We start from the raw sequence: 25,550 nt of genomic DNA, 5'->3' as shown, positions 1-25,550 counted from the left end.
ATTTATAAAAAGGTGGCCGACATGAAAAGCGCGATGCGAACGTTGAACCTGATCCAGCATCACCCCGCCGAGGGCCCCGGCGCCATTGCCGAATGGGCCGCGTTGCGAGGATTGACGCTGGAGGTGTTTCGCGCCGACCTCGGCCAGTTGCCAGCAGTGAGTGCTGCTCCAGTGGTTTTGCTGGGCGGGCCTTACGAGTCAAACGCTGGACCTGCATGGCTGGAAACCGAACGCCAGTGGTTGGCGAACAGCCTGGAGAAAGGTGCGGCCGTCTTTGCCATTTGCCTGGGCGCACAGTTACTGGCGCTGGGTATGGGCGGGAATGTACGACGGATGGCACTCACCGAAACCGGCTGGACCTCGGTGACGTTCGCCGATGGCCAGACGTTGAAGGTGCTTGAATGGCACGAAGACGCCATCGATCTCCCGTCTGACGCCCTACTGCTGGCCAGCAGTGATCGATGTGAGCAGCAGATGTATTGCGTCGGGCCGACGCGGGTGGGCTTGCAGTTTCACCCGGAGTGGAATGCTCAATCGGTGGCGACGCTCAATGCGCATTTTGGAGAGGAGTCGCCGTTGCCACGGGAGCCGCAGGACAGCGCCGACTATGCCGCCGTTTTTGACTGGTTGCAGGCGACGCTGGATGAGTGGTGGGCGGCGGTTTAAACAGCAAGATCAAAAGATCGCAGCCTGCGGCAGCTCCGTGACCCTATGCACACTCAATCCTGTAGCAGCTGTCGAGTGAAACGAGGCTGCGATCTTTTCTGCTAACTCAACATTCACAACCCATCACGGCGCTCACCGCTCTGGCCTCAGTGCTCAACTCAAACCCTTCATCCAGCCACCCGGTCACCCCGCCAATCATCTCTTTGACCGGATAACCCAGCGCCGCCAGTTTCACGGCGGCCTTATTGGCGCCGTTACAGTGTGGCCCGGCGCAATAAACCACAAACAAGGTGGATTTTGGATAAGCCGCCAAACCTTCGGCAGTCAACAGTCGGCCTGGAATGTTGATCGCGCCCGGCACATGGCCACGCTCGAACGCCAGCGGACCGCGCACGTCGACGAGGACAAAATCCACATCAGCGGACTGTTGGCTGCTGTAGACGTCAGAACAGTCAGTTTCGAAAGTCAGACGGTTGCTGAAATGCATGAGGGCTATTGCCGATGGGGCGGCGGGAATGGCGCGGACCAGGCTGGTCATGTGCTGTACTCCAAAGTCTCGGTGGGTGTGAGAGACTTTATCCGCCCAGCGCTTGACGCTACAGTGGCGCACAAGACACTCACCGGGAACTTTCCGCCAAATGCAGCCCTCCCCTGGATTAGTCGCGATTCTGGCCTACGACGGCCTCTGTACCTTCGAATTCGGCATCGCCGTGGAGATCTTCGGGTTGACCCGGCCCGAGTTCGACTTCCCATGGTACGAGCATCGAATCGTCGCGGTGGACCAAGGCCCGATGCGCGCCATGGGCGGCATTCAGGTGTTGGCCGATGGCGGCATGGAACTACTCGACGACGCCCGGACCATCATCATTCCCGGCTGGCGCGACCGCTGCGCGCCGGTGCCCGAGGCGTTGCTCGTGGCCTTGCGCCAGGCCCACGCCCGGGGTGCGCGTTTGCTGTCGATCTGCTCCGGAGTGTTTGTGCTGGCGGCCACCGGTTTGCTCGACGGTCACGGCGCCACCACGCACTGGCGCTATACCGCTGAACTGGCCGCGCGTTTCCCGAACATTCTGGTGAACCCAGACGTGCTTTACGTCGACTCGGGTCAGTTGATCACTTCGGCCGGCAGCGCGGCCGGCATCGACGCCTGCCTGCATCTGGTGGCGCGGGACTTCGGCACCCAAGTCGCCAATTCGGTGGCGCGGCGTCTGGTGATGTCGCCGCAACGCACGGGCGGCCAGGCGCAGTTCATTCCGACACCGGTCAGTCCTACACCGCGCAGCGATCTTTCCCGCGTGATGCAGTGGGCGCGCGAGCGCTTGCATGAACCGCTGGAGGTTCGCGACCTCGCCAGCGAAGCCGCGATGAGTGAACGGACATTCCTGCGTCGTTTCACAGAAGCCAGCGGCCAGTCCCCCAAGACGTGGTTGCAACATGAGCGCCTGGGTCGGGCTCGCGAATTGCTGGAAAGCACAAACCAGAATACGGACCAGATTGCCCAGCACTGCGGGTATCGCTCGGTCGACAGTTTTCGGGTAGCGTTTCGCAGCGTGGTCGGCGTGCCACCGTCGGTGTATCGGGAACGGTTTGGGCGGGAGGTCAAGGCGATTTCTTGAGGTGTTCTTTCGGGCCCCATCGCGAGCAGGCTCGCTCCCACAGGGATTATGTGAACACTGGAGATCCCTGTGGGAGCGAGCTTGCTCGCGATGGGGCCGGTTCAGACACCAATTTTTTCAAGGCTTGCGCAACAGGTAGGTATCCATAATCCAGCCATTGGCCTGCCTGGCCGCCTTGCGCACCCGTTCGATCTCATCCGCCACGTCCTTGAGTTTGCCGCTGATCAGGATTTCATCCGGCGTCCCCAGGTAGGCGCCCCAGTAAATCTCTGTCTCCTGATCCGCCACTTGATGGTAGGAATCTTCTGCGTCGAGCATCACCACCAGGCTGTCAGCATCGCTCACCTGCCCCGCCGCCAACCGGCGGCCGGTGGTGATCTCGATCGACTTGCCGATACGATTCAACGGCACCTTATGCTGCGCCGCCAATGCCTGAACACTGGTGATGCCGGGTATCACCTCGAATTCGAAATCACAGCGACCTGACGCCAAAATCGTCTGCAAGATCCGCACGGTACTGTCGTACAACGCCGGATCACCCCACACCAGGAAAGCGCCGCACTGGGTGTCGGTCATTTCTTCATTAATCAGCCGTTCGAAAGTCCGCTGCTTGGCAAGGTTAAGCGCCTCGACACTGGACGTGTAGTCCACATCGCCGCGCTCGCGCTCCGGGCTGTTGGCTTGCACAAAACGGTAATCGCTCCCGGTGATGTAGCGCTGACAAATCTCGCGGCGCAGGTCGATAAGCGTGTCTTTGCTCTGGCCCTTGTCCATGAGAAAAAACACGTCGACGCGGTTCAGCGCTTTCACGGCCTGCATCGTGATGTAGTCGGGGTTGCCGGCGCCGATGCCGATGACCAGCAGCTTTTTCATCAATGCTTTCCTTCAAAGTCCGTGCCCGGCAGACGCAGCCGCCAGCGGCCGTTGAACCGCAATTCGATGGCCGACAGCGGCTCAACGTCAATCAGGTTAAACGCCGCGCTGTGCAGCACCTGTGTCAGTGCGGCGCGAATGACAAACGGATGGGTGATGGCAACGAAGTGCCCAGGTGTGGCCTCCAGGGTCGTCAGCCACGCGGCCACTCGCTGCCCGAGTTGCGTCACCGACTCACCACCATGAGGCGCCGAATGCGGATCATCGAGCCACACCTGCAATGCCTCGGGTTCAGACTTTTGCAGGTCGTCGATTCGTGCGCCTTTCCAGCGTCCGAAATCGCAATCGCTCAACGCCGTGACGAGCTCCACATCGCTGCCGAACAACTCGGCGGTTTGCCGCGTGCGCAGTTCAGGACCGCTGAGCAGGCGCGGCCGCTTCTTGAACTGAGCGGCGCGCGTGCCCCTCGCTAATTGCCAATCCATCTCCACGGGCTCATCCGTAGGAAAACACGCCAATTTCTGTGCGACGGTTCGAGCGTGGCACAGCAAGGTCAAACGGGTCGCCTGCACGAACGTTCACTCTGTCGATGGGAATGGAAATCGGCATCACGCCGCCAATGCTCGCGCAATTGTGCCGTAAGAAACGCTATTGGGGGCGTTTCGTTTCAGGCAGTGGTAGTGGATTCAAGTCGTTTTTCGTCTTTTTCCGACACGCCTTTAGGTGATGACCTACAAGAGCTATCGACATCCCTGTAACCCCGGTCACACAGGCTTTTCGCCCTACTTGGGGACTCTGAAAAAACCCACAAAAATAAACTAGACAGCGAGCCGACGTTAAATAAATACTGCTTTCACGGACTACCCAATCAAAACAACCCCATCCAGCAGGAGCCCGGATGCCCACTCTCAGCGATCCCCCTCCTCCCGTTGCTCAATTTCGCCCCCCGTTCAGTACCCCGATAAACCGGGTTCCAGAGCGGCAGGCCCCACCCCGCCCGACAGCTGACAAGAAAAAGAGCAGTGTCTGACAAAATTTCAGGCATCCGCCGATTTACCGCATGGAAACCGACAGTGATAGTCAGGTTCGGTGCTAACCGCCGAACCTTTTGATACAGGAGTGCATCCATGCTGGTCTTACGTCCAGTCGAGATTACCGACCTGCCTCAGTTGCAGCGACTTGCCCGGGAAAGCCTGGTGGGGGTCACGTCCTTGCCGGACGACAGCGATCGCTTGAAAGAGCGGATTCTCGACTCCTGCGCCTCATTCGAAAAAGACGTTCAGGGTCACGGCCCGGAGAATTACTTCTTCGTGCTTGAAGATCTGTCGACCCAAAACTTGGTCGGCTGCTCGGAAATTCTCGCCACCACCGGTTTCAGAGAACCGTTCTATAGCTTGCGCAACCGGCCGTTCAACAGCGCCTCGCGGGAATTGAACATCGAGCATGGCGTGCCGGCACTGTCGTTATGTCATGACCTCAGCGGCCACACGTTGCTGCGGGGTTTTCACATTGATGCGGCACTCGCGCGAACAGCGTTTTCCGAGTTGCTGTCACGGGGGCGACTGATGTTCATTGCCGCTCACTCGCGACGCTTTGCCGAAGCGGTGATCACCGAGATCGTCGGTTTCAGCAGCGATGACGATCAATCGCCGTTCTGGGATGCCGTCGGCAAGCATTTCTTTGACCTGCCCTATGCCGAGGCCGAGCGGCTCTGCGGCCTGGAAAGCCGCACGTTCCTCGCCGAACTGATGCCGCAATACCCGATCTACGTGCCGATGTTGCCCAAGGCCGCACAGGACTGCATTGGCCGGATTCATCCCGACGGCCAGGATGCCTTCGATATCCTCGAACGCGAAGGGTTCGAAACCAACAGCTACATCGACCTGTTCGACGGGGGGCCGACGCTCTATGCACGTCTGTGCGGCATTCGCTCCATCGCCCAAAGTCAGACCGGCACGGCGAAGCCGGTTACGTCCATCGATGCCCGAGGCAAGTACCTGGTGAGCAACGACTCGCTACAGGACTATCGTGCGATTGTCGCTGAACTGGACCACAACGTCGGGCAACCCGTGGCCTTGAGTCGCGAGATGTGCGCAGCGCTCAGGGTGGCTGATGGCAGCCCGGTCCGGCTGATCGCTCTGTGAACTTCACCTGGCCCCGTATCCGGCGACAGCAATCGAGCCCGTGCAAAGAAGGAGCAGCATCATGATTGTCCGTCCGGTTCTAGTCACCGACTTGCCCGCCTTGCTCGCGCTGGTGCGACTGGCCGGCCCCGGGCTCACCACCCTGCCGGTTAACGAAGACCGCCTGGCCCACCGAGTGCGCTGGGCGCAACGGACCTTCGCCGATCAGGTTGAGCGCGCCGATGCCGATTACCTGTTCGTGCTCGAAGACGACGATCAGCAAGTCGTGGGAGTCAGTGCCATGTCGGGGGCCGTGGGCCTGCGTGAGCCCTGGTACAACTACCGGGTCGGTCTCACGGTCAATTCTTCACCGGACCTGGGTATCCAGCGCCAGATCCCGACCTTGTTCCTGAACAATGAAATGACCGGGCAATCGGAACTCTGCTCGCTGTTCCTGCGACCCGATCAGCGCCAGGGCAATAGCGGTCGATTGTTATCCTTGGCGCGCTTGTTGTTTGTGGCCGAGTTCCCACATCTGTTTGGCGACAAACTCATTGCCGAGTTACGCGGCAGCGCCGACGAACAAGGTTGTTCACCGTTCTGGGACAGCCTGGGCCGGCACTTTTTCAAGATGGATTTCAGCCATGCCGATCACTTGTCCGGCTTGGGTAACAAATCGTTCATCGCCGAACTGATGCCGCGCCAACCACTCTACACTTGCCTGCTCACCGAGCAGGCCCAGGCCGTCATCGGCAAGCCACACCCGAACACCGAGCCGGCCCTGAAAATCCTTGCCGCCGAAGGTTTTGCCCACCAGGGTTACATCGACATCTTCGACGCCGGCCCGGTCATCGAAGCCCCGGTGTCGAACGTACGTACCGTGCGCGACAGCCAAACGCTGGTGCTGTCGATCGGCACACCGGACGACCAGGCTCCGGTTTGGCTGATCCACAATCGTCGTCTGGAAAACAGCCGCATCACCGCGGCCCCGGCGCGACTGGCGGGCAACAGCCTGATCGTCGACCGCCTCACCGCCAAGCGCCTGCAATTGCAACCCGGCAACTCGGTACGTGCTGTGCCGCTGCTCAGTCAACGGTGCCAGGCCGTGGCGGCGTGATCGACAGGCGCCTGCACCGCTGCAAATTCGTCATCATCTTCCCGCCGTCCGCGTGATAGCCTTTTATTCATTCGGCGTTGACACTTTTGCTCAAGCCTTTCCATTCCAATTGCAGTGGTGGAACTTGTATGTCCAGGCTTTCCCATCAAGATTTGCGCCGTAATTTTCGCGAACTGTTCGCTTCCAACACTTGCTATCACACCGCATCGGTCTTCGACCCAATGTCGGCCCGCATTGCCGCCGACCTGGGTTTTGAAGTCGGCATCCTGGGCGGTTCGGTCGCGTCGCTGCAAGTATTAGGCGCCCCTGACTTTGCCTTGATCACCCTCAGCGAATTCGCCGAGCAGGCCACCCGCATCGGTCGTGTCGCCCAATTGCCGGTCATCGCCGACGCCGACCACGGCTATGGCAACGCACTCAACGTCATGCGCACCATCGTCGAACTCGAACGCGCCGGCGTCGCCGCCCTGACCATCGAAGACACCCTGCTGCCGGCACAATTCGGCCGCAAATCCACCGACCTTATCGGGGTGGCGGAAGGTGTCGGCAAAATTCGTGCGGCACTGGAAGCCCGGTGCGACTCGGAAATGGCGATCATTGCCCGCACCAACGCCGGCATCCTGCCGATTCAGGAAATCATCAGCCGCACCCGGCACTATCAAAACGCTGGCGCGGACGGGATTTGCATGGTCGGTGTACAGGATTTCGACCAGCTTGAGAAAATTGCCGAGCACCTGAGCGTACCGCTGATGCTGGTCACCTACGGCAATCCGGCGCTACGCGACGATAAACGCCTGGCCGAACTGGGTGTACGCGTCACCATCGACGGCCATGGCGCGTACTTCGCCGCCATCAAGGCGACATACGACAGCCTGCGCGAACAACGGCAGATCTTTACCCAGGCGTCGGATTTAAGCGCCACCGAACTGACTCATACCTACACGCAGCCGGAGGAATACATCCGTTGGGCGCAAGAGTTTATGAGCGTTAAAGAATAATGGTTCAGCCAGTGTGAGGGTGTGAACTGACCCGACGCCTTCGCGAGCAGGCTCGCTCCCACAGGGGGTTGTGAACACTGGAGATCCAATGTGGGAGCGAGCCTGCTCGCGAAGGCGTCGGGTCAGTTCACACTGAATCAAGCACCTCATGCTGAGACCCGCAGCAGATGACGCGGTTACGGCCGGTGGTCTTGGCTGCATACAGCGCCTGGTCGGCGTCGTTGAGCCACAGGGTCGCGTCGGTGTGGGCCGGGCTGAAGGCCGCCAGGCCGATGCTCAGGCTGACTTTCAGCGCCGGGCTCTGCTCGTAGCCCAGGGTGGCGAAGCGAGCGCGCAGGGCATCCATGGCTGCAGCAGCACTCGCCAGCGGCAGGTCAGGGAGGATCACGCAAAATTCATCGCCGCCGTAACGCCCGGCGATATCGGTCGCTCGCAGGTTCTGTTTGAGCACCTTGCTCAACTGACGCAATACGATGTCACCGGCAACATGGCCGTAGGTGTCGTTGATGGCTTTGAAGTGGTCAATGTCGATCAGCGCAATCGCACCGCCCCGCTGCTGGCGCTGGCAACGCTGGAATTCGATTTCCAGCTGATCCTTCCAAGTGCCGTGATTAAGCAGGCCGGTGAGGCTGTCGGTACGACTCAGGGCCAGTAATTCACGCTTTTGTCGACCGAGGGCGTGCGCCTGACGGAAACAGAGCCAGCCCAGCGCCAGCGGATACAGGCACATCAAGGGTAAACAGGCATACAACTGCAACTGACTGGTTTCAGGGATGAAGGCCAGCCTGAACAGCAGAAACCCGACGCCGACGCCCATAATCTGCGCGACGCCACCCGCCAGCAGAAAACGCAAGCCGCCAATGGCCACGTTGTTCATCGCCATCATCGAAATAGTGGTCGCGCTGGGCAGCGGATTGAATTGCATGGCGGCGACCCAGAAGCCACCCAAAAAGGCGTCCACCAGCAGATTGCGGTGCTCCGCGTGATACGGAGCCTTGGAACGACGTGCCCATTGATAAGCCAGATGCGGCCAGAGCAGCCCATTGAACAGCATTACCCCCCAGACCCAGGGCGCCGGGTTCAGCGGGTACATCGCCACGCTCACACACAACAAACCCAGCGACAAACCCAGGACTCGCGAAGTGTAGAGCCTCTTGGCCAATGAAAGTCCTTTTACTCCCGCATTTCCCATAGGGGCCTCTGTGCCACTGAACGGAACCTGATAACACCGGGTTGCCTGTGTGATCGAAGTCTATCAGGGCAAGATTAAATAGCCATCACCGGTTGGCAGCCTGAATACCGCGGCATAGCCATGAGGCGCGAACGCAATGATTGGCTATACATCAAGGAAGGGGTCGAACAATAACGAAATAAAGGAGGCCCATGCAGACCTTTCAAGTGTTGATTATTGGCAGCGGTTTTGGCGGCCAGTGCGCGGCGATCAATTTGCTCAAGGCAGGTATCGACGATTTTCGCCTGCTCGAGCGACGGGACTTTTTCGGTGGCACCTGGTGCCAGAATACCTACCCCGGCGCGGCGGTCGATGTGCCCTCACCGCTCTATTCGCTGTCCTTCGCGCCCTACCGCTGGACGCAGATGTTTGCCGAACAAGCCGAACTGCACCGCTACACCCAGCACGTTGTAGAGCACTTTGGCTTGCGGGACAAAGTGGTACTGGGGGCGAATGTCGAGCGCATCGAATGGGACGATATAGGCCAATGCTGGGCCGTGCACACCGCCAGCAAAGGCACGTTTTACGCGCAGTTCCTGATCAACGCCACCGGACCGCTGAGCCAACCCGTGATCCCGCGCTTCGAGGGCCAGGAACGGTTCCAGGGCAAGACGTTTCACACCAATAATTGGGATCACACCTACGATTATCGGCACAAACGTGTCGCGATTGTCGGCAGCGGTGCCAGTGCGGCCCAGGTCATTCCGGCGATTGCCCCGGACGTCGAGCATTTGCATGTGTTCCAGCGCACGGCCCACTGGGTATTGCCCCGGGCCGACCGCACGTTCGGCCGGTTCCAGCGCTGGTTGTTGGGGCTCAAACCGGCCTACAAGCTGCTGCGCTGGATGATTTATTGGCAATTCGAAACCCGGGTCATTGCCTTCAAATACTCCAGACCGGCGATACACATGGTCCAGCAACACGCCCTGCGCTTCCTCAAGCGGCAAGTGCCCGACCCTGAACTGCGCCGAAAATTGACACCGGATTTCACCATTGGCTGCAAACGGGTGATTATTTCGAGCACCTTGTATCCGGCGCTGGGACGCTCCAATGTCACCCTGCACAGCCGCGAACAAGGGATCGCGGCCATCGACGAAAGCGCAATCGTCACCCTGGACGGCCAGCACATCGACGTCGATCTGATTGTCTGGTCTACCGGCTACGACGCCACCGACGGGGTGATTTCCTACCCGGTCAGCGGAAAAAACGGCACACAACTCAGAGACTTCTGGGCCGAGTATCCGCGGGCCTATCTCGGCACAAGCCTGCCGGACTTTCCCAACCTGTTCATCGTCACCGGCCCCAATACCGGCATCGGCCACACGTCGGCGCTGTTTATCATCGAGTCCCAGATGAACTACATCCTTGACTGCATTCGCACGCTGAAAGAACACGGCTTGCGCAGTATCGAAGTACGCCCCGAGGCAGAACGTACCTACACTGAAATGATCCACCGAGAAATGGAACGCACGGTGTGGAAGTCGGGGGGTTGCCACAGTTGGTATCAAAGCAAGAGCGGTCACGTGATCGCCATGTTTCCGGGGTTCAGTTTCAGTTATCACCGGTTGACCCGGACACTGAAGCCCGGCGACCACATTTTGTCCTGATCTCGTATAAGGAAGACGCCTGATGCTTGTGTTGGTTGTCGTAATCGCGGTTTTCGTGGCCTGGAGCTGGTTGAGTTACCCGGCTATCGGGTACTGGCTCTATGACTTGAACATGGCCGCGGAAGCCAAGTTGTTTGGGCTGCACAAAATCGTCGTGCCGATCGCCGAAATGACCGTCTCGACCTGGCAAGGCGGGCCCTACGAGGCGTCCAGCAGCGTGCTGATGCTCCACGGTTACAGCGCCGACAAGAACATCTGGCTGCGCTTTGCCCGCCACTTTGTCGGCCACTATCGAGTGATCATCCCTGACATCGCCGGCCATGGCGAAACCGGCTTCAAGGCGGGCGGCGGCTATGACATTCCTTTGCAGGCCAAGCGGATGATCCAGTTGCTCGACGTCTGCGGTGTCGAGAAAGTCCATGTCATCGGCAACTCCATGGGCGGTTACATCGCGGCATGGCTGGCGGCGACTTACCCGGACCGGATTGCTTCAGTTGCGCTGATCGACCCGGCCGGCGTCACCGCCCCCGAGATCAGTGACATGGAACGGCATTTGGCCAACGGCCATAACCCGTTCCTGATCCACTCAAGGGAGGAGTTCCGGCGTTTCTACGCCATGACCATGGCCGAGCCGCCGTGGGTGCCGGGGGTGGTGCTGGACGCCATCGCCCTGCGTTATCAACAGCAGCGCGAAGAGCTCGAAGAAATCTTCAAGGATTTTCGCGCCAGTCCGCCGATGGAGCCGAAACTTCCCGACATCAGGGCCCCGGCGCTGTTGCTGTGGGGGCGCAAGGATCGCTTGATCGATGTCAGCAGCGTGGCTATCTGGAGCAAGGGCATCGTCGATCTTCGTGTGGAAGTCTGGGACCACATTGGCCACATGCCGATGGTGGAGCTGCCGACCAGTACAGCGCGCTTGTATCGGGAGTTTTTGGCATCGCAACGCTCTCAACTCCCCGTGTAGCAGCTGTAGGAGCGAGCTTGCTCGCGAAGGTCGTTAACGGTAACGCGTAAACCGGATGTCCAGCAGCGCCCTTGGGTTTTTCGCGAGCAAGCTCGCTCCTACAGGGGACTAAGCAGTCCTTGGCAGAATGAAGTCCGTCAGAAACTTCGTTTGTCGGCGTCGCTGAAGGCTGCGATCTTTTCCCTCATCCTTTACGTTACCGCGCCAGGAATTTTTTTCATGAACCATCCGAATTTCATCAGCCCCGACCTGATCCGCCAACGCTTCTCCAAAGCGATGTCCGACATGTACCGCGAAGAAGTGCCTCTGTACGGCGCGCTGATGGAACTGGTGGAACAGACCAACCGCCACGTACTGGAAAGCGATCCACAGATCGCCCGGCAGTTGAACAGCACCGGCGAAATCCAGCGCCTGGACCTCGAGCGTCATGGCGCGATCCGCGTCGGCACCGCCGCTGAACTGGCAACCCTGGCCCGGTTATTCGCGGTGATGGGCATGCAACCGGTGGGTTATTACGACCTGACCCCGGCGGGTGTGCCGGTGCATTCCACCGCGTTCCGTGCCGTGCATGAAGAGGCGCTGCAAGTCAGCCCGTTCCGGGTATTCACTTCACTGCTGCGCCTGGAACTGATCGAAGACCTGGAGCTGCAAGCGTTCGCCCAGTCGGTTCTGGATAAACGGTCGATCTTCACGCCAGCGGCGCTGGCGCTCATTGATCGCGCCGAAACCGAAGGCGGGCTTACCGAACCCGAGGCCCGGGACTTCGTCGAGCAAGCCCTGGAAACCTTCCGCTGGCACCACAGTGCCACCGTCACCGCCGAGCAATACCAGAAACTCAGCGCTCAGCATCGACTGATCGCCGACGTCGTGGCGTTCAATGGCCCGCACATCAACCACCTGACACCGCGCACCCTGGACATCGACATCGTACAGGCGCAAATGCCTGCCCACGGCATCACCCCTAAAGCCGTGATCGAAGGCCCACCCCGCCGCCAGTGCCCGATCCTGCTGCGCCAGACCAGTTTCAAGGCCCTGGACGAGCCTGTCGCCTTCACCGACCAAACCGAATCTCACGGTAGCCATAGCGCCCGCTTTGGCGAAATCGAGCAACGTGGCGCCGCACTCACGCCAAAGGGGCGGGCGCTTTACGACCGCTTGCTCAACGCCGCCCGGGACGAGCTCAAGGATTTTCCCAACGAAGCCAACGCCGCCCGCTATAACACATTGATGGCCCAACACTTTGGCGACTTTCCTGACACCTACGAAGGCATGCGCCAACAGGAACTGGCGTACTTTCGCTACTTCGTCACGGAAAAAGGCCTGGCGACGGATGAATTGAAGACCGCTTCGCTGGAAACGTTGATCAGCGACGGGTATTTGCAGGTTGAACCCCTGGTGTATGAAGACTTCCTGCCGGTCAGTGCGGCGGGTATTTTTCAGTCGAACCTGGGGGATGCGGCGCAAACCCACTATGGGGTGCATTCGAACCAGCAGGCATTCGAGAAGGCGTTGGGGCAGCCGACCATCGACGAGTTGGGGTTGTATGCCGAGACTCAGCGGCGTTCGATCGTGGAATGCTATGCCGCGCTGGGCCTCTCCACTGAGGCGTGACGAAAACTCGTAGCAGCCTGCGTCCGGCTGTGTGTAGGAGCGAGCTTGCTCGCGATGGTCGTTCAGCCACAGAAAATGTGTCGGATGTTCCATCTTCGCGAGCAAGCTCGCTCCTACACACAGCCGAACGCAGGCTACGCCAGCTGCTACAGGCCGCGTTCGGACGATCTTTTGATCTTATTTCAACTTCGTCAGCAATGCCTCGGCAGCCGCCTGCGAAGACGCTGGATTCTGTCCGGTCAGCAGCAAGCCATCTGTCACCACATAGCTCGCCCAATCATCGCCCTTGGAATAAATCCCGCCCTTCTCCTTAAGCATATCCTCCACTAGAAACGGCACGACCTTCGTCAATTGCACGGCTTCTTCTTCGCTATTGGTGAACCCCGTGACGCGCTTGCCTTTGACCAACGGCTGACCGTCCGTGCCTTTGACATGACGCAATACGCCCGGTGCATGGCAGACCGCCGCAACCGGTTTACCGGCTTTGTAAAATGCCTCGATCAGCGCGATCGAATTCTTGTCTTCGGCCAGGTCCCACAGCGGGCCATGGCCACCCGGGTAGAAAACCGCGTCGTAGTCTTCCGCTCTCGCACTGCTCAACAGGGCGGTAGAAGCCAATGCGGATTGAGCCGCGGCGTCTTTGCGAAAGCGATCAGTGGCCTCGGTTTGCGCGCCCGGCTCGTCACTTTTCGGGTCCAGCGGTGGCTGGCCGCCCTTCGGTGAAACCAGGGTCAGCTGAGCGCCGGCATCTTTGAAGGCGAAATAGGGCGCGGCGAATTCTTCCAGCCAGAAACCGGTTTTTTTACCGGTGTTACCCAATTGATCGTGGGACGTTAGAACCATAAGGATTTTCATGTCGTTCTCACTTCAGTTCAGGGTTGTTCGGGGATTTCACAGCCGTTTCAGTGTTTGTTATGGACCGCTCGATCAGTCCATTCGTTGCACTGGATGCCAAGCACCCATGAGCGGTGACGCAAAGCTTTAACGCGCAAGAAGTTGCGCCCCCGCCCATCAGAAACGTCCTGCCTGCACGCTAATCGTCTCGCCTGTCAGGCCCCTCATGCCGAGCACGCAAGAAGTTGCGCAGCGCTGCGCAAGCTTTTGCCCATATTTCGAGATGATCGTCGCCCAGGTTCTTTTCGTCGATCATAAAAACGTCTCAAGTCACTGATTTATATAGTTCCCCATGCTAATGGCACGGACCTTGAAAACAGCCAGGCGCCCGCCGGGCGATATCACCTACCGGGCACCCTCACGTATTAAGCAAGGAGAGCATCCATGGCTACACCCGCGTATATGTCCGTCACAGGCGAGAAGCAAGGTTTGATCACTGCCGGCGCGTTCACCGCAGACTCCATTGGCAACTCCTACCAGGAAGGTCATGAAGACCAGGTCATGGTTCAGGGTTTCAGCCACCAAGTGATCATCCCGCGTGACCCGCAGTCCGGCCAGCCTACGGGTCAGCGCATTCACAAACCTGTCGTGATCACCAAGGTATTCGACAAGGCTTCCCCACTGCTGCTGGCGGCCCTGACGTCGGGCGAGCGCATGGCCACTATCGAAATCAAGTGGTACCGCACCTCGACTCAAGGCACCCAGGAACACTACTACACCACCCGGCTTGAAGACGCGATCATCGTCGACATCAAGGACTACATGCATAACTGCCAAGACCCGGCGAACTTGCACTTCACCCATCTGCAAGACGTGCATTTCACCTACCGCAAAATCACCTGGACCCACGAAGTCTGCGGGACGTCAGGTTCCGATGACTGGCGCTCTCCGATCACTGACTAAGTCTGGCTGATCGTTTCAAGCATCGGCCAGCTCTGCTGGTCGATGTTGTTTGTTTACGCCCCTCCAGAACTTTCGCGTCCGAGTCGAAGTGGAACGCAAAAGATAAAACTACTGGGGGAGCCGCTTTTATTGGAATGGCAACAAGCGGAGCGCTGCAGTTACTCGCAGGGCTCAGGTTCTGTTGTAGTTTTTGTGATGAGCCGATGGTTCGCAGTAGCAACAATGATCATCGGTACTGTCTACCGTTTGGCAATGCGTTGAATCGGCATTGTTAGACATTCAACTTGGCCCATAGGCATTGCTGCAAGTGCATATTGCACTTCGGGGGAGGTGTTCGCCCAGTGTAATGGCCTGGCAATCCATGCACCGGTAAAGAGCCCTGACACCGGGCGAACGGGGAACATTTTAATAGAAGTTGGCCGATATGTCCGTGTGTACGCACATGAAATTATCGACACAATATGTAACAAAATGTCGATCGAAATATCTTACTTAAACTTCCAGACCCAACCCGCCCCACTATTAAAACTGATCATTCTTATACAAAACACTGTACAAGAACGATCAGCACGTAGAGTTGTTAATGCTGACTGGTTACCTTCAGGATATCGGTATAGGTCACCACAACGCTCTGCCCTAACTTCAAGTCCTTCAGTTTCGCTTGAACTTCTGGTCTTTCGACATCGACTGTCTTGGACTTCCCGGCCGGGCCTTCGAAGGTCACCTGATTTTTGGCAAGGTCGATTTTGGTGATTTTCAGTTGAACCTGCACCTGCCGGTAGGCTTCGCCGCCGGGGTTGGGGTTTTCTTTGGTGGCGCGGATTTCGCCAGTACGTTCGACAGTGCCTGGCAGGCCTTTGTCGACGTCGGTGTCGAGGACCGCCGCGACTGAATGGATGACGTCGACTTTTACCTCATCGCCGACTTTCAGTTTGCCCAGATTCTTTGCCTTGTCGGTCATTTGCACATGAACCTGACGACCTTCCGGCCCTTCGAGGACGACTTGATGATTGGCGGCATCGACCGACACGACTTTAGTCACCACCTGATCGGCTTCCACGGCGGCTGACAACGGGATATCCGCAGCCATGGCGCTGAAACTGGCGGCGGACAGCAAGGTGGCGAGGGTGATGGCTTTAGTCAGTGCATGAAGTTTCATAAGCAGTACATTCCCTGTGAGTTCGAGGCAGCAAACAGCGCTGAGCCGCAGCCCAGCGACGTCTGTGCCCACAGCATAGACGCTGATCAGGGAGTGTCCGAAGTTTCTTGCGTGACCGATTGGCCGCAGCGGGACTCAAGCGTCAGGGTCGTCGAGCTCCTGGGCGACGTTCACGGCGGGCGAATCCTTGTGCGATTGCACGGCCTGAGCCTTTAGGGCCTGCCACTGTTCAAGGTCGATGGCACCCTGCCCCAACAAATCGTCAGCCACTCGCAACAACTCGGCGTAATGAGCATCGGGGGATTGCTGCCAATAGGCCTTGTCTTCGAACAGGCGCTGCCAGGACGCAAGGTCGGGTGGTTTGAGGTCATCACTCATGGCGGGCTCCTGTAAAGCGTTCGTACGGTAGAGAGTTGGGCGGCGTTCGGAGTTCCTGTGGAATGGACATCGAAGCCTGCGATCTCTTGATCTTAATACCCGGTCATTTCCAGATAGCCCTGCCCCGCCTGGTTGCCACTCAAACGCACGGGGCCTTCCCAGTAAGGAATGCGCAAATCCATCCAGGCATTGGGGTTGAGGGCATCCAGGGTGATGTCGAGGTGCTTGCCCGGGATTTTGATCGACCAGCGAACGGGCATCGAACGCCCGGCGACGTTCGCGGTGTCTTGCGGCGTGAGACTGATATCGTTCGCGTGCAACAACTGAGTCTGGCCCTGAGCGCCGATCCAGGTGCCGGTAAGGTAAGGCTCGCCGTTTTTTTGCCGCATGCGATACAGCATGACTTGCTCGCCGCTATCCAGGTGCAGGGAAAACCAGTCCCAGCCAGTCTGGTTCGCGGTCAGTGGCTGGGTGCTCCACTCGCGGTCGAGCCACGCCGGCCCGCTGACCGAATAAGCTTTGCCATCAATTTCCAATGTACCGCTGGCCTGTAAAAACGGCTGGCTATAGTAGTACGACGCCTGCCCCTGTTCGGATTTCTGACTGAAACCCTTGTCGCCCTGCAGCACCAGTGGACGCGTGGACGTCAGTCGCAGGTGATAGCTGAACCCTTTGTCACGGGCACTGAGTTGAAGCTCGGTCAAAGGATCGGTCGCCTGACTGCTGAACCGCCAATCGTCGATCCATGCATTGAACGGCTGCACGCTCACCCCGGCCTGACCGACGCCTCCCCGGGCATAGCGTTCGGCGGCGTGATGCACCGTCGCCGACGTCACAGCTGCGTGCCCCAGCCAGAGGGTCTGATTAGCCCACCCAGTGACCTCGGGTGCCGCTTTCAATGCGCTGCGAAACAACGTCCATTGCACGCCGAATTCATGGCCCTGATCGTCCTTGAGGTTGGCGGTGACGTACCACCATTCAATCCGAAAACCGTCGTGCGGTCCGTGATCCGCCGGGAAGCTGAACACCCGACCGGGCACCACTTCGGTAAAGGCAGCGGCTTGACTGCCGAGACCGGCGAAGCCTTTATCGACGGGCGCCGAGTTGTCGCACCCGCCCAATACCGCCAAGAGTAAAAGACCGACCTTAATCCTCATGCGCAAACGTCCTCAACAGATCGGCCGGTTGCGTGCGATGCAGCGTGTAAAGCGGCCACGCCGACGCCAGCAATGTCGCGAGCAGCGCCAGCCCCATCAACTGCAACAGCTGCGCCGGGAACACGCGCAACGGCAGCCTCCAGCCAAACGCCTGAACATTGATCACCGCATCCAGGCACCAGGCCAGCGCGATGCCCAATGGCAACGCAAGTACCAGCGTCAACACGGCCAATAACCAGGTTTGCCCGAGGTTGAGCAGCATCAACTGTCGGCGTGTCACGCCCAATGCCCACAGCGGCGCCAGTTGCCCGAGGCGACTCTGGCTCTGGGTCAGCAGGCTGATGAACAACGCCACTCCCGCCACGCACAGGGTCAGGCTGTTCAACGCGGCGGTGGCGGCGAAAGTACGCTCGAACACTTGGGTGGACCAGGCTTTGAGCCGGGCTTGGTCGACAATGCGGCTGTCGTCCAGCGCAAAGCGTGCTTGCAGCGCGGTGAGAAACGCCGGGATTGATGCCGGGTCGATGCGCAGATTGAAACGGTTCGGTGTCAGCTGCGGCCAACCGCGCAGCAGGTGATCGATGTTGACCAGAATGTGGCCTTTGGGATTACCGTAATCGGCGTAGATTCCGACAATCCGCGGCGACCAGGAGCCGTTCGGCGTAGGGATTGTCAGATGGTCGCCGAGGCGCACCTTCAGCCGTCGAGCCAGTTGTTCGCTGAGCATCAGCGCATCATCCTTGGCCAGTCGGTTCCACGGATTATCGCCCAAGGCCTCCAGCAACGGCCAATGCTGGCGATAGGTCGGGTGATCGATCACACCGAAAACCTCCGCTGGCCAGCCTTGCAGCTGGATCGACACTTGCCAGTTGGGCAGTACGGCGGTGAGCTGCGGCTGCTGTGTGAGCCAGGTGTACAGCTCTGTGGCCTGGGCCGGATTTTGTGGGTTGAGGTAAAGCTCGGCGCTCAGGCGTTGTTCCAGCCAGTCACTGAAGGTCTGGCGAAAACCGGCGGTCATGCTGCCGGCACCGATGTTTGCCGCCAGCGCCAGCAACAGTGCCATCAGCGCCAGGCTCAAGGCCGGCAGTTGTTGACGACAATCGGCAAGAAACCATTGACCGAGTACCGAACGACCGCGGCTCAGCATCAGGTTCAGCACCGAACTCAGCACCACCGGTAACGCCAATGCAGCACCGAGCAATAGCGCGGCCATCAGCACAAAGCCGCTGGCCAGACTGTCGCCCCAGATCAATGCCATCAGCGCGATCACCGCGGCAATCGCGGCGAACCATCCTTGGCGCTGCAACCAGCGCGCGTGGGCCTGATGCCAGGCTTGCGGATCGGCCAGGGCCAGCAACGGCAGGCGTGCCGCCCGTAGAAGACTGCTGGCACCGGCCAACAAGGCACCGAGCAAACTCAGGCCGACACCGCTGAGCCACCACAGTGGACTGAGGCCCAATTGCCCCGGCACTTCGGCGCCGTACAGGCCGCGTAAACTGGCGGCGACGTCCGGCAACAGCACGCTGGCCAGCAGGTAGCCGCTGGCAACGCCAGCGAGCCCACCGATCAAAGCCAGCCCACCCAGCTCGACGGCGAGGCAGGCAATCAGCATCCGTGCACTGACCCCGCAGGCGCGCAAGGTTCTGAGCAAGCCACGGCGTTGTTCCAGTGCCAGACCAATCGCCGCATGAACGATAAACAGGCCGACCACGAAGGAGAGGAACCCCAAGGCATCGAGGTTCAGATGAAAGCTCTCGGTCAGGCGCGCGAGATTGTTCTCTTCGCCGCTGGTTTTGAGCTGAAGCCGCCCCTTGAATTGATCAGGCAAGGTCGCGGTGAAATCCTTGGGCAACAGCAGCCGCGACAGTTGATCGGGCAACCGCAAAATCTGCTGGGCAAAACCGATGTCTACCAGCAACACACCGGGGGCCATGTCGGTTTGAACCTGCAGCGGAGGCAATGCCTCACCGTTCACACTCAAAGGCTGCGCCCCTTCGCGCAGGCCCAACGCTTGCAACGTCTGTGGCGAAATCCAGGTGCTGCCCGGCGGACTGAAAAACCCGACGATCTGCTCGATCGCCAACGCCCGGCCAGCCACCGCGGAACCTGCCGGCAACGACACCGGCTCGATGCCCATCAGTTGCAATCGCTGGTCTTCGTGCCCCTTGAGCACCACCCGACCTTGCAGCACCGGCGATACCGGCCAGCCCGCGCGGCGCAGCTCGACAAAGACTTGCTGAGAAAAGGTGCCGCCATTGGCCGCAATGAGGCTGGCCTGGGGTTCGCCGCCGATCAACTGACTGGCACGGGCATAGCTTTCCCGCGCATGGCTGTTCAACGCCTGCACCCCGGTCAGCAGGCTGGTGGCGAGCCACAGTCCGGTCAGCACACTGAAAAACTGCACAGGATGCTGCCGCCAATGGCTGATCAGCGCCCGCAACGTTTCGCCAAAGACCCGCACGTCAGCGCTCGTCCGTGCCAGCCAGTCGGCCACCCTGGAGCAGCACTTTTTCGGCCAGTCGCGCAGCTACCTTCGGGCTGTGGGTGACCATCAACAACGCCGTTGGGCTGTCGTCGAGCAGCTCCAGCAACAACTTCAACACCTCATCGCTGGTGGCCTCATCGAGACTGCCGGTGGGTTCATCAGCCAACAATAGTTTCGGTTTCGAGGCCAAGGCACGGCCCAACGCCACCCGCTGTTGTTGGCCGCCGGACAGCTGCTCCGGATAACGCCGCAGTAAATCTCCCAACCCCAAACGCAGCACCAGATGCGCCTGCCAGCGTGGATCATGGCGCCCGGCGAGTCGCGCCTGAAACGCCAGATTATCCTCGACCCGCAGACTGCCGATCAGGTTGAACTGCTGGAACACCAGACCGATTTCAGCGCGTCGCCAGTTCGCCAATTGCCCTTCGCTCATCGCCTCCAGCCGATGCTCACCACTGCGAATGCTGCCGCGATCGACCTTGTCCAACCCGGCGATCAGGTGCAACAAGGTACTTTTGCCACTGCCCGACTCGCCCATCAGCGCCAGGCTGCTTCCGGGTTTCAACGTGAGGTCGACACCCTGCAACACCGGCAGCGGACCTTGCGGCGTGGCATAGCTTTTGAAGACGCCGCGAACCTGAAGCATGGGCAAACCCGCTCGATGAACATGGGGCAAGGATAGCGGCCCTGCATGGTTTTTGTCCGTTGGCGATTACGGGGCTGCGCGCTGGGGGTGTATCGGACGCGGTGGGGTCAACCGATCGGTTCGGGTTGAATGGGCGGACGCCTTCGCGAGCAAGTCGGATCGCCGCACCGCCGCTCCCACATTTGACCGAGTCTTCCCAGATGAATGCGGTCAAATGTGGGAGCGGCGGTGCGGCGATCCGACTTGCTCGCGAAGAACGATAACCCGGTCTACCTGACGAACGCATGTGGCGAGGGATTGTGTTCAGTCTTGCGGATCGAGGTTATCCAGTGCCCGGTTTACGGCCAGGTCGGCCAGCATGATGACCTGCTGGATGCCCAACAACGTACTGCGCTGTGGCCCCTCTAGAAACGTCGCGAAATCACTGGCCATGACACTCGCGGAAGCCAATGACTCTCAGGCGTGGGCCAGCAGGCTTTCGGTGTCGATGTCCGGGGCGATGAAGAACATAGTGCTGGGTTTGTGTGGGGCGGAGGATTTCAGGATGGTGGGTTTTAGGTGGAGGTTGGAGGCGCGCTTGGCGGTAGTGCTTTCGGTTTCTGAATCAGGGGGATTGGGTGTTGGTTTGGGCATGGTGAAGCTCCTTTATACCTAGTGAAACCACCAGAACCTGTCGCTAAACAAGTAAGGGAGGCAGCTGTACGCAGGTTAGCGAACCGGGAGGTATAAGACCCGGCAGACCCGAAGGTCTCCCGCGCACAGCCACCATATCGAAACCACAGACATAAAAAGGCCTGCAATTAGAGACTGGAGCAATGTTGCGCTTATACCTAATTGGGTCGCTAAACCCGACCGCTGAATTGGCAGCGATGCACAGACGATAGAGACCAGGGACAAGACGCACAAGCCGGCGGATTCTGGCGTAGTTGTAGGCAACGGCGCAAGGATCTGTAGCTTTCATCAAGTAACGCCAAACACGCTTAAACACGCCCTTGGATAAGCACACAATCCCTGTGGGAGCGAGCTTGCTCGCGAATGCGGTGTGCCATTCAGCATGGCTGTTGGCTGACACTCCGCCATCGCGAGCAAGCTCGCTCCTACAGGGGGCTGGGTACATCTGGGGGATACGGGTCGGCTGCCATCGTGGGGCTGATCGGGGTCGTTGTGGTCCTGATGTACATCCCGATTTTCAAGCTGGATTACCCATCCGAGCCAATGCCACTCTTAACCTGGCCGCACTCACCCGCTGACAATTCAACTGCACCTGTTCAAGCCCCAGCCAATCGCCCATCTGCCGCAGACTGACCGCCAGCGCCATCATGCCCTCGTCATCCAGCCCCGGCTCTTCTTCATGGACTGCGTGCACCGCCAAACGGCCCAAGGCCCGCTCGGCGCGCAGGTCCACCCGCGCAGCAATTCGTTCATTGTGCAAAAACGGCAACACGTAATAGCCGTAGACCCGTTTGGCCTGCGGCGTATAAATCTCCAGCCGATAGCGGAAGTCGAACAGCCTTTCGGTGCGACTTCGCTCCCAGATCAGCGAATCGAAGGGTGAAAGCAGCGCACTGGACTCGACCTTGCGCGGCACTTTCGGCCCAGGCAGGCAATACGCCGGCTGCCGCCAGTCCTGGACCTCACACACCAGTAACTCACCCGCCTCCACCAGCTCCGCCAGACGTGGACGACTGTCTGTCGGGCTCAGGCGGAAATAATCCCGCAGGTCCTTTTCGGTGCCAACGCCCAAGGCTGTCGCGGCATGCAGCAACAGCCCGCGCTGGGCCTCGGCCTCACTGAGCCGCGGCTGCTGCAGAATCGCCGAGGGAATGACCCGCTCCGGCAAGTCATAGAGCCGCTCGAATCCGCGTCGGCCGGCGACGGTCACTTCACCGGCGGCGAACAACCATTCCAACGCATGTTTTTCCGCACTCCAGTCCCACCACGGCCCTGCCCGTTCCTGGCGGGTCGAGAGGCTTGCGGCCCCCAGCGCACCCAATTCCTGAACCGACGCCAGCACCCGGCGAATGGTGCCCTGTTGCTCACGACCGAATGTTGCCAGTTGCTGATAGATATCTTCACCACGCGTCGCCCGCGACATGCGCCAGCGCATCAGCGGGTACATCGACAAGGGCAGCAACGACGCTTCATGGCCCCAATACTCGAACAGCGTGCGTCGACGGCCCTGGCTCCAGGCAGCCTGGTCGAGCAAGTCGGATGAATAATTGCCGAGGCGGGAAAACAAGGGAAGGTAGTGCGAACGCACTAACGCATTGACCGAATCGATCTGCAGAACGCCCAAACGCTCGATCAGACGATTGAGCTGAATCGGTTTGATCGTCGCTGGCGACTGGCGCCCGTTGAACCCTTGGGCAGCCAGCGCCAGACGCCGAGCCTGGTTGAGGGAAAAGGACAGCGTCGCGGGCATGAGCATCTCCTTGTCTGCTCGCAACCTACCTCATCGCAAGAGGGTTTGTGTAGTTGAGCCTTACTCATTTGTGCATCGGATCATTCCAGAACGGTTTTACCGACTCGAACTCTACATCCGCACGGCTCATGCCGATGTCCTTCAGTGCTTCGTCGCTCAAACTCGCCAGCAGTTCGCGCTCCCGGTGAAGTTCGTACCAGCGACTGAACTTATGCAGCAGATCGGACACCAGGTGGATCGAGTGTTTTTCTACCGCTGGATATTCATGTTGACCTTTCATCTTGTTGCCCTCCGTTTGGGATGACTCAAGTGTCGCGCCAGGTCTAAGATCAATCCAACGAATGTTTCTGATGTCACACATCTCGGAGATTGATGGATGTCTGCCTTCCCAAGTATCGACACAGACGTGCTGCGCACCTTCGTCGCCATTGCCGATCAAGGTGGGTTTACCCGCGCCGGTGAATTGGTCAACCGTACCCAGTCCGCCGTGAGCATGCAGATGAAGCGACTGGAAGAGGATGTGTTGCAGCGCCAATTGTTCGAGCGCGACGGCCGTCAAGTGCGGCTGACCGCAGAAGGCCAGGTGCTGCTCGGCTACGCCCGGCGCATCCTCAAACTGCACAGCGAGGTGTTCAACACCCTGCGCGAGCCACACATGGTCGGCATGGTGCGCATCGGCACGCCGGACGATTATGTGATGCGTTTTCTGCCAGGGATTTTGCGGCGCTTTGCCCAGTCCTATCCGTTGATCCAGATCGAGGTGCACTGCGAATCATCAAAACAATTGCTGCTGCGCCAGGACCTGGACTTGTCCATCGTCACCTGCAAGCCGGGCAACGAGATCGGTGAGTTGCTGCGCAAGGAGCGTTTTGTCTGGGCCGAGGCGCAATGCTTCAGTGCCCACGAGCAGACGCCGTTGCCGCTGGCGATGTTCAACAGTGATTGTTTCTGCAGGCTGTGGGCCTGCAATGCGCTGGACGCCATGGGCCGCGATTACCGCGTTGCCTATAACAGCTCGAGCCTGTCGGCGCTCATGGCGGTGGTCAGTGCCGGTCTGGCCGTCACCGCGCAGCTCGAAAGCCTGATCACCCCGGACATGCGCATCCTCGGTGAAGCCGAAGACCTGCCACTGCTGCCCGAGGCGAGCATTATGCTGGTGCGTAACCTGCACAACCCGTCTCCGATCACCGAGTGCCTGGCCGAACACATCGTCGAAGGCTTCAAACTTTAAAGGCGAGCATCACCGCACAGAACACCAGGAAACCACAAAACAGCCCGCGCAGCCGCCGCTCCGGCAAGGCGTGGGCAATTTTCACGCCCCAACTGATGCTCATCAGACCGCCGACCGCCAAGGGCACACCGATCATCCAGTCGACTTGATGGTGTACGGCGTAAGTCACCAGGGTAACGCCGGTGCTGGGCAACGCCAGCGCCAGCGACAACCCCTGCGCAACCACCTGGCTGGCGCCGAACAGGCTGGTCAGCACCGGCGTCGCCACCACCGCCCCGCCGACGCCAAACAACCCGCCCATGGTGCCGGACGCCGCGCCGAGTACGCCCAGCCATGGCCATGAGTAATTCATCTGCGAAGAGGCCGACACCTTGGCGCTGAACATTCGCACCAGGTTGTAGGCAGACAGCGCGACGAGGAACGCAACAAAGCCCAGGCGCATGGTTTGCGCGTCAATGCCCACTGCCCAGATCGAACCGATCCAGGCAAAGCAGAAACCCATCGAGGCCAGCGGCAGCGCATGACGCCCTTCAATCCGGTTGCGCTGGTGATAGCGCCACAGTGCCAGCATCACATTCGGTACCACCATCACCAGCGCCGTACCTTGCGCAATTTGCTGATCGAGGCCGAACAGCACACCCAGCAGCGGGATCGCGATCAACCCACCGCCAATACCGAATAACCCACCCAGGGTGCCCAAGGCAGCGCCAAACACCAGGTACATCAAGAACTCAATCACAGGCGATTTCCCTTCCTATCAGGCCGCTCATCCTACGCAGTCAGCGCTGGCAGCGAAACGCAGAGTGAGCATGGCGTTGGCCAGCGAATAGTTGAATTATCTGGTGCATTAAAGATTCGTCCGCTAGATTCATGAAGATCACTGAACAAGGCTGCGAAATGACCACCGAGCGCAACACCCCGGATAACTACGAAGAGCTGCTGCTGGACAACCAGATCTGCTTCGCCCTGCATTCCACGTCGCTGCTAATGACTAAAGTCTATAAACCGCTGCTGCAAGCGCTGGGCCTGACCTATCCGCAATACCTGGCGATGATGGTGTTGTGGCAAAAGGATGGTTTGACCGTAGGCGAAATCAGCACGCAATTGCTGACGGATCCTGGCTCACTGACACCGCTGCTCAAACGCCTGGAAGTCGAAGGCCTGCTCAGTCGCACCCGCAGTCGTGTGGATGAACGGGTGGTGATCGTTGAGCTGACCGAACAAGGTCGTGCACTGCGAGACAAGGCGCGCAGCATTCCACAGTGCATCCTCGCCGCCAGCGGGCAGACGCTGGAGCATCTGCGGACGCTGCAAGCGCAATTGCAGGATTTGCGTAGCCATCTGCAAGAGAGCCTCTAACCTTAAGCCCAACATAAATCCCTGTGGGAGCGAGCCTGCTCGCGATGGCTGTGTGTCAGTCAACATCAATGCTGAATGTCACACCGTTATCGCGAGCAAGCTCGCTCCCACAG

The 25,550-nt window shown here is 59.4% G+C and carries 24 protein-coding genes and 1 pseudogene; 11 read left to right on the top strand and 14 right to left on the bottom strand.

The window, feature by feature from the left end:
• Positions 1-33: 33 nt before the first annotated feature.
• Positions 34-666 (top strand): type 1 glutamine amidotransferase, encoded by a 633-nt coding sequence (locus AC1MDT_RS03015; protein WP_480422690.1) that lies wholly within the window; start codon positions 34-36, stop codon positions 664-666.
• A 106-nt stretch (positions 667-772) separates the two neighbouring features.
• On the opposite strand, the gene AC1MDT_RS03010 is transcribed toward AC1MDT_RS03015, so the two are convergent.
• Complete coding sequence (locus AC1MDT_RS03010) at positions 773-1,204, bottom strand: rhodanese-like domain-containing protein (protein WP_480420623.1); 432 nt, start codon at positions 1,202-1,204, stop codon at positions 773-775.
• Positions 1,205-1,304: 100 nt separating this feature from the next.
• Between AC1MDT_RS03010 and ftrA the strand changes: the two genes are divergently transcribed.
• Entirely contained in the window at positions 1,305-2,279 is a 975-nt protein-coding gene (gene ftrA, locus AC1MDT_RS03005; RefSeq protein ID WP_480420622.1) for a transcriptional regulator FtrA, read from the top strand.
• A gap of 117 nt (positions 2,280-2,396) precedes the next feature.
• On the opposite strand, the gene cobF is transcribed toward ftrA, so the two are convergent.
• A complete protein-coding gene (gene cobF, locus AC1MDT_RS03000) occupies positions 2,397-3,152 on the bottom strand; it encodes a precorrin-6A synthase (deacetylating) (RefSeq protein ID WP_480420621.1) in 756 nt (251 codons plus the stop codon).
• On the bottom strand, positions 3,152-3,724 hold the full coding sequence (locus AC1MDT_RS02995) for a histidine phosphatase family protein (protein WP_480420620.1): 573 nt from the start codon (positions 3,722-3,724) through the stop codon (positions 3,152-3,154). The genes cobF and AC1MDT_RS02995 overlap by 1 nt, the downstream gene beginning before the upstream one ends.
• A gap of 555 nt (positions 3,725-4,279) precedes the next feature.
• Between AC1MDT_RS02995 and AC1MDT_RS02990 the strand changes: the two genes are divergently transcribed.
• The 3 genes from AC1MDT_RS02990 to AC1MDT_RS02980 all read left to right on the top strand — a co-directional run bounded on the left by AC1MDT_RS02990 (position 4,280) and on the right by AC1MDT_RS02980 (position 7,390).
• Complete coding sequence (locus tag AC1MDT_RS02990; protein ID WP_480420619.1) at positions 4,280-5,296, top strand: arginine N-succinyltransferase; 1,017 nt, start codon at positions 4,280-4,282, stop codon at positions 5,294-5,296.
• Between the two features lie 61 nt (positions 5,297-5,357).
• Entirely contained in the window at positions 5,358-6,392 is a 1,035-nt protein-coding gene (gene astA, locus AC1MDT_RS02985) for an arginine N-succinyltransferase (RefSeq protein ID WP_480420618.1), read from the top strand.
• Positions 6,393-6,520: 128 nt separating this feature from the next.
• Complete coding sequence (locus AC1MDT_RS02980) at positions 6,521-7,390, top strand: isocitrate lyase/PEP mutase family protein (protein ID WP_480420617.1); 870 nt, start codon at positions 6,521-6,523, stop codon at positions 7,388-7,390.
• Between the two features lie 127 nt (positions 7,391-7,517).
• On the opposite strand, the gene AC1MDT_RS02975 is transcribed toward AC1MDT_RS02980, so the two are convergent.
• On the bottom strand, positions 7,518-8,582 hold the full coding sequence (locus AC1MDT_RS02975) for a diguanylate cyclase (protein WP_480420616.1): 1,065 nt from the start codon (positions 8,580-8,582) through the stop codon (positions 7,518-7,520).
• A 191-nt stretch (positions 8,583-8,773) separates the two neighbouring features.
• On the opposite strand from AC1MDT_RS02975, the gene AC1MDT_RS02970 reads away from it, so the two are divergent.
• From AC1MDT_RS02970 to hglS, 3 genes are all read left to right on the top strand, one after another.
• A complete protein-coding gene (locus AC1MDT_RS02970) occupies positions 8,774-10,228 on the top strand; it encodes a flavin-containing monooxygenase (RefSeq protein WP_480420615.1) in 1,455 nt (484 codons plus the stop codon).
• Between the two features lie 22 nt (positions 10,229-10,250).
• Complete coding sequence (locus AC1MDT_RS02965) at positions 10,251-11,192, top strand: alpha/beta fold hydrolase (protein WP_480420614.1); 942 nt, start codon at positions 10,251-10,253, stop codon at positions 11,190-11,192.
• A gap of 219 nt (positions 11,193-11,411) precedes the next feature.
• On the top strand, positions 11,412-12,803 hold the full coding sequence (hglS, locus tag AC1MDT_RS02960) for a 2-oxoadipate dioxygenase/decarboxylase HglS (RefSeq protein WP_480420613.1): 1,392 nt from the start codon (positions 11,412-11,414) through the stop codon (positions 12,801-12,803).
• A 177-nt stretch (positions 12,804-12,980) separates the two neighbouring features.
• Here the strand turns inward: hglS and AC1MDT_RS02955 are convergent, their stop codons facing one another.
• Positions 12,981-13,658, bottom strand: a complete 678-nt coding sequence (locus AC1MDT_RS02955) for a type 1 glutamine amidotransferase domain-containing protein (protein WP_480420612.1) — start codon at positions 13,656-13,658, stop codon at positions 12,981-12,983.
• A gap of 423 nt (positions 13,659-14,081) precedes the next feature.
• On the opposite strand from AC1MDT_RS02955, the gene AC1MDT_RS02950 reads away from it, so the two are divergent.
• Positions 14,082-14,600 carry an Hcp family type VI secretion system effector gene (locus AC1MDT_RS02950; protein WP_480420611.1) on the top strand — a complete coding sequence of 173 codons (519 nt, stop codon included), beginning with the start codon at positions 14,082-14,084 and terminating at the stop codon, positions 14,598-14,600.
• A 580-nt stretch (positions 14,601-15,180) separates the two neighbouring features.
• On the opposite strand, the gene AC1MDT_RS02945 is transcribed toward AC1MDT_RS02950, so the two are convergent.
• From AC1MDT_RS02945 to AC1MDT_RS02910, 8 genes and pseudogenes are all read right to left on the bottom strand, one after another.
• On the bottom strand, positions 15,181-15,759 hold the full coding sequence (locus tag AC1MDT_RS02945; protein WP_480420610.1) for a hypothetical protein: 579 nt from the start codon (positions 15,757-15,759) through the stop codon (positions 15,181-15,183).
• Positions 15,760-15,894: 135 nt separating this feature from the next.
• On the bottom strand, positions 15,895-16,137 hold the full coding sequence (locus AC1MDT_RS02940; RefSeq protein ID WP_480420609.1) for a hypothetical protein: 243 nt from the start codon (positions 16,135-16,137) through the stop codon (positions 15,895-15,897).
• 92 nt (positions 16,138-16,229) lie between these two features.
• Positions 16,230-17,294, bottom strand: coding sequence for a lipocalin-like domain-containing protein (locus tag AC1MDT_RS02935; RefSeq protein ID WP_480420608.1), 1,065 nt, complete (start codon positions 17,292-17,294; stop codon positions 16,230-16,232).
• On the bottom strand, positions 17,284-19,755 hold the full coding sequence (locus AC1MDT_RS02930) for an ABC transporter permease (protein ID WP_480420607.1): 2,472 nt from the start codon (positions 19,753-19,755) through the stop codon (positions 17,284-17,286). Before AC1MDT_RS02930 ends, AC1MDT_RS02935 begins: the two co-directional genes overlap by 11 nt.
• Before the next feature lies 1 nt (position 19,756).
• Positions 19,757-20,425 (bottom strand): ABC transporter ATP-binding protein, encoded by a 669-nt coding sequence (locus AC1MDT_RS02925; protein ID WP_480420606.1) that lies wholly within the window; start codon positions 20,423-20,425, stop codon positions 19,757-19,759.
• A gap of 303 nt (positions 20,426-20,728) precedes the next feature.
• Positions 20,729-21,058, bottom strand: a pseudogene (locus AC1MDT_RS02920) (DUF6124 family protein).
• A 556-nt stretch (positions 21,059-21,614) separates the two neighbouring features.
• Positions 21,615-22,847 (bottom strand): winged helix-turn-helix domain-containing protein, encoded by a 1,233-nt coding sequence (locus AC1MDT_RS02915; protein WP_480420605.1) that lies wholly within the window; start codon positions 22,845-22,847, stop codon positions 21,615-21,617.
• 64 nt (positions 22,848-22,911) lie between these two features.
• Positions 22,912-23,127: a DUF1127 domain-containing protein gene (locus AC1MDT_RS02910; RefSeq protein WP_033057173.1), complete on the bottom strand. Its 216-nt coding sequence runs from the start codon at positions 23,125-23,127 to the stop codon at positions 22,912-22,914.
• Positions 23,128-23,223: 96 nt separating this feature from the next.
• Between AC1MDT_RS02910 and AC1MDT_RS02905 the strand changes: the two genes are divergently transcribed.
• Positions 23,224-24,078, top strand: a complete 855-nt coding sequence (locus AC1MDT_RS02905) for a LysR family transcriptional regulator (protein WP_480420604.1) — start codon at positions 23,224-23,226, stop codon at positions 24,076-24,078.
• On the opposite strand, the gene AC1MDT_RS02900 is transcribed toward AC1MDT_RS02905, so the two are convergent.
• Positions 24,068-24,802: a sulfite exporter TauE/SafE family protein gene (locus AC1MDT_RS02900; protein ID WP_480422689.1), complete on the bottom strand. Its 735-nt coding sequence runs from the start codon at positions 24,800-24,802 to the stop codon at positions 24,068-24,070. The genes AC1MDT_RS02905 and AC1MDT_RS02900 overlap by 11 nt on opposite strands.
• Before the next feature lie 173 nt (positions 24,803-24,975).
• On the opposite strand from AC1MDT_RS02900, the gene AC1MDT_RS02895 reads away from it, so the two are divergent.
• Positions 24,976-25,437, top strand: coding sequence for a MarR family winged helix-turn-helix transcriptional regulator (locus AC1MDT_RS02895; protein WP_480422688.1), 462 nt, complete (start codon positions 24,976-24,978; stop codon positions 25,435-25,437).
• Positions 25,438-25,550 lie beyond the last annotated feature (113 nt).

This window comes from Pseudomonas sp. ASL7 (assembly GCF_056680375.1).
This window is presented reverse-complemented; position numbering and strand designations above follow the sequence as displayed.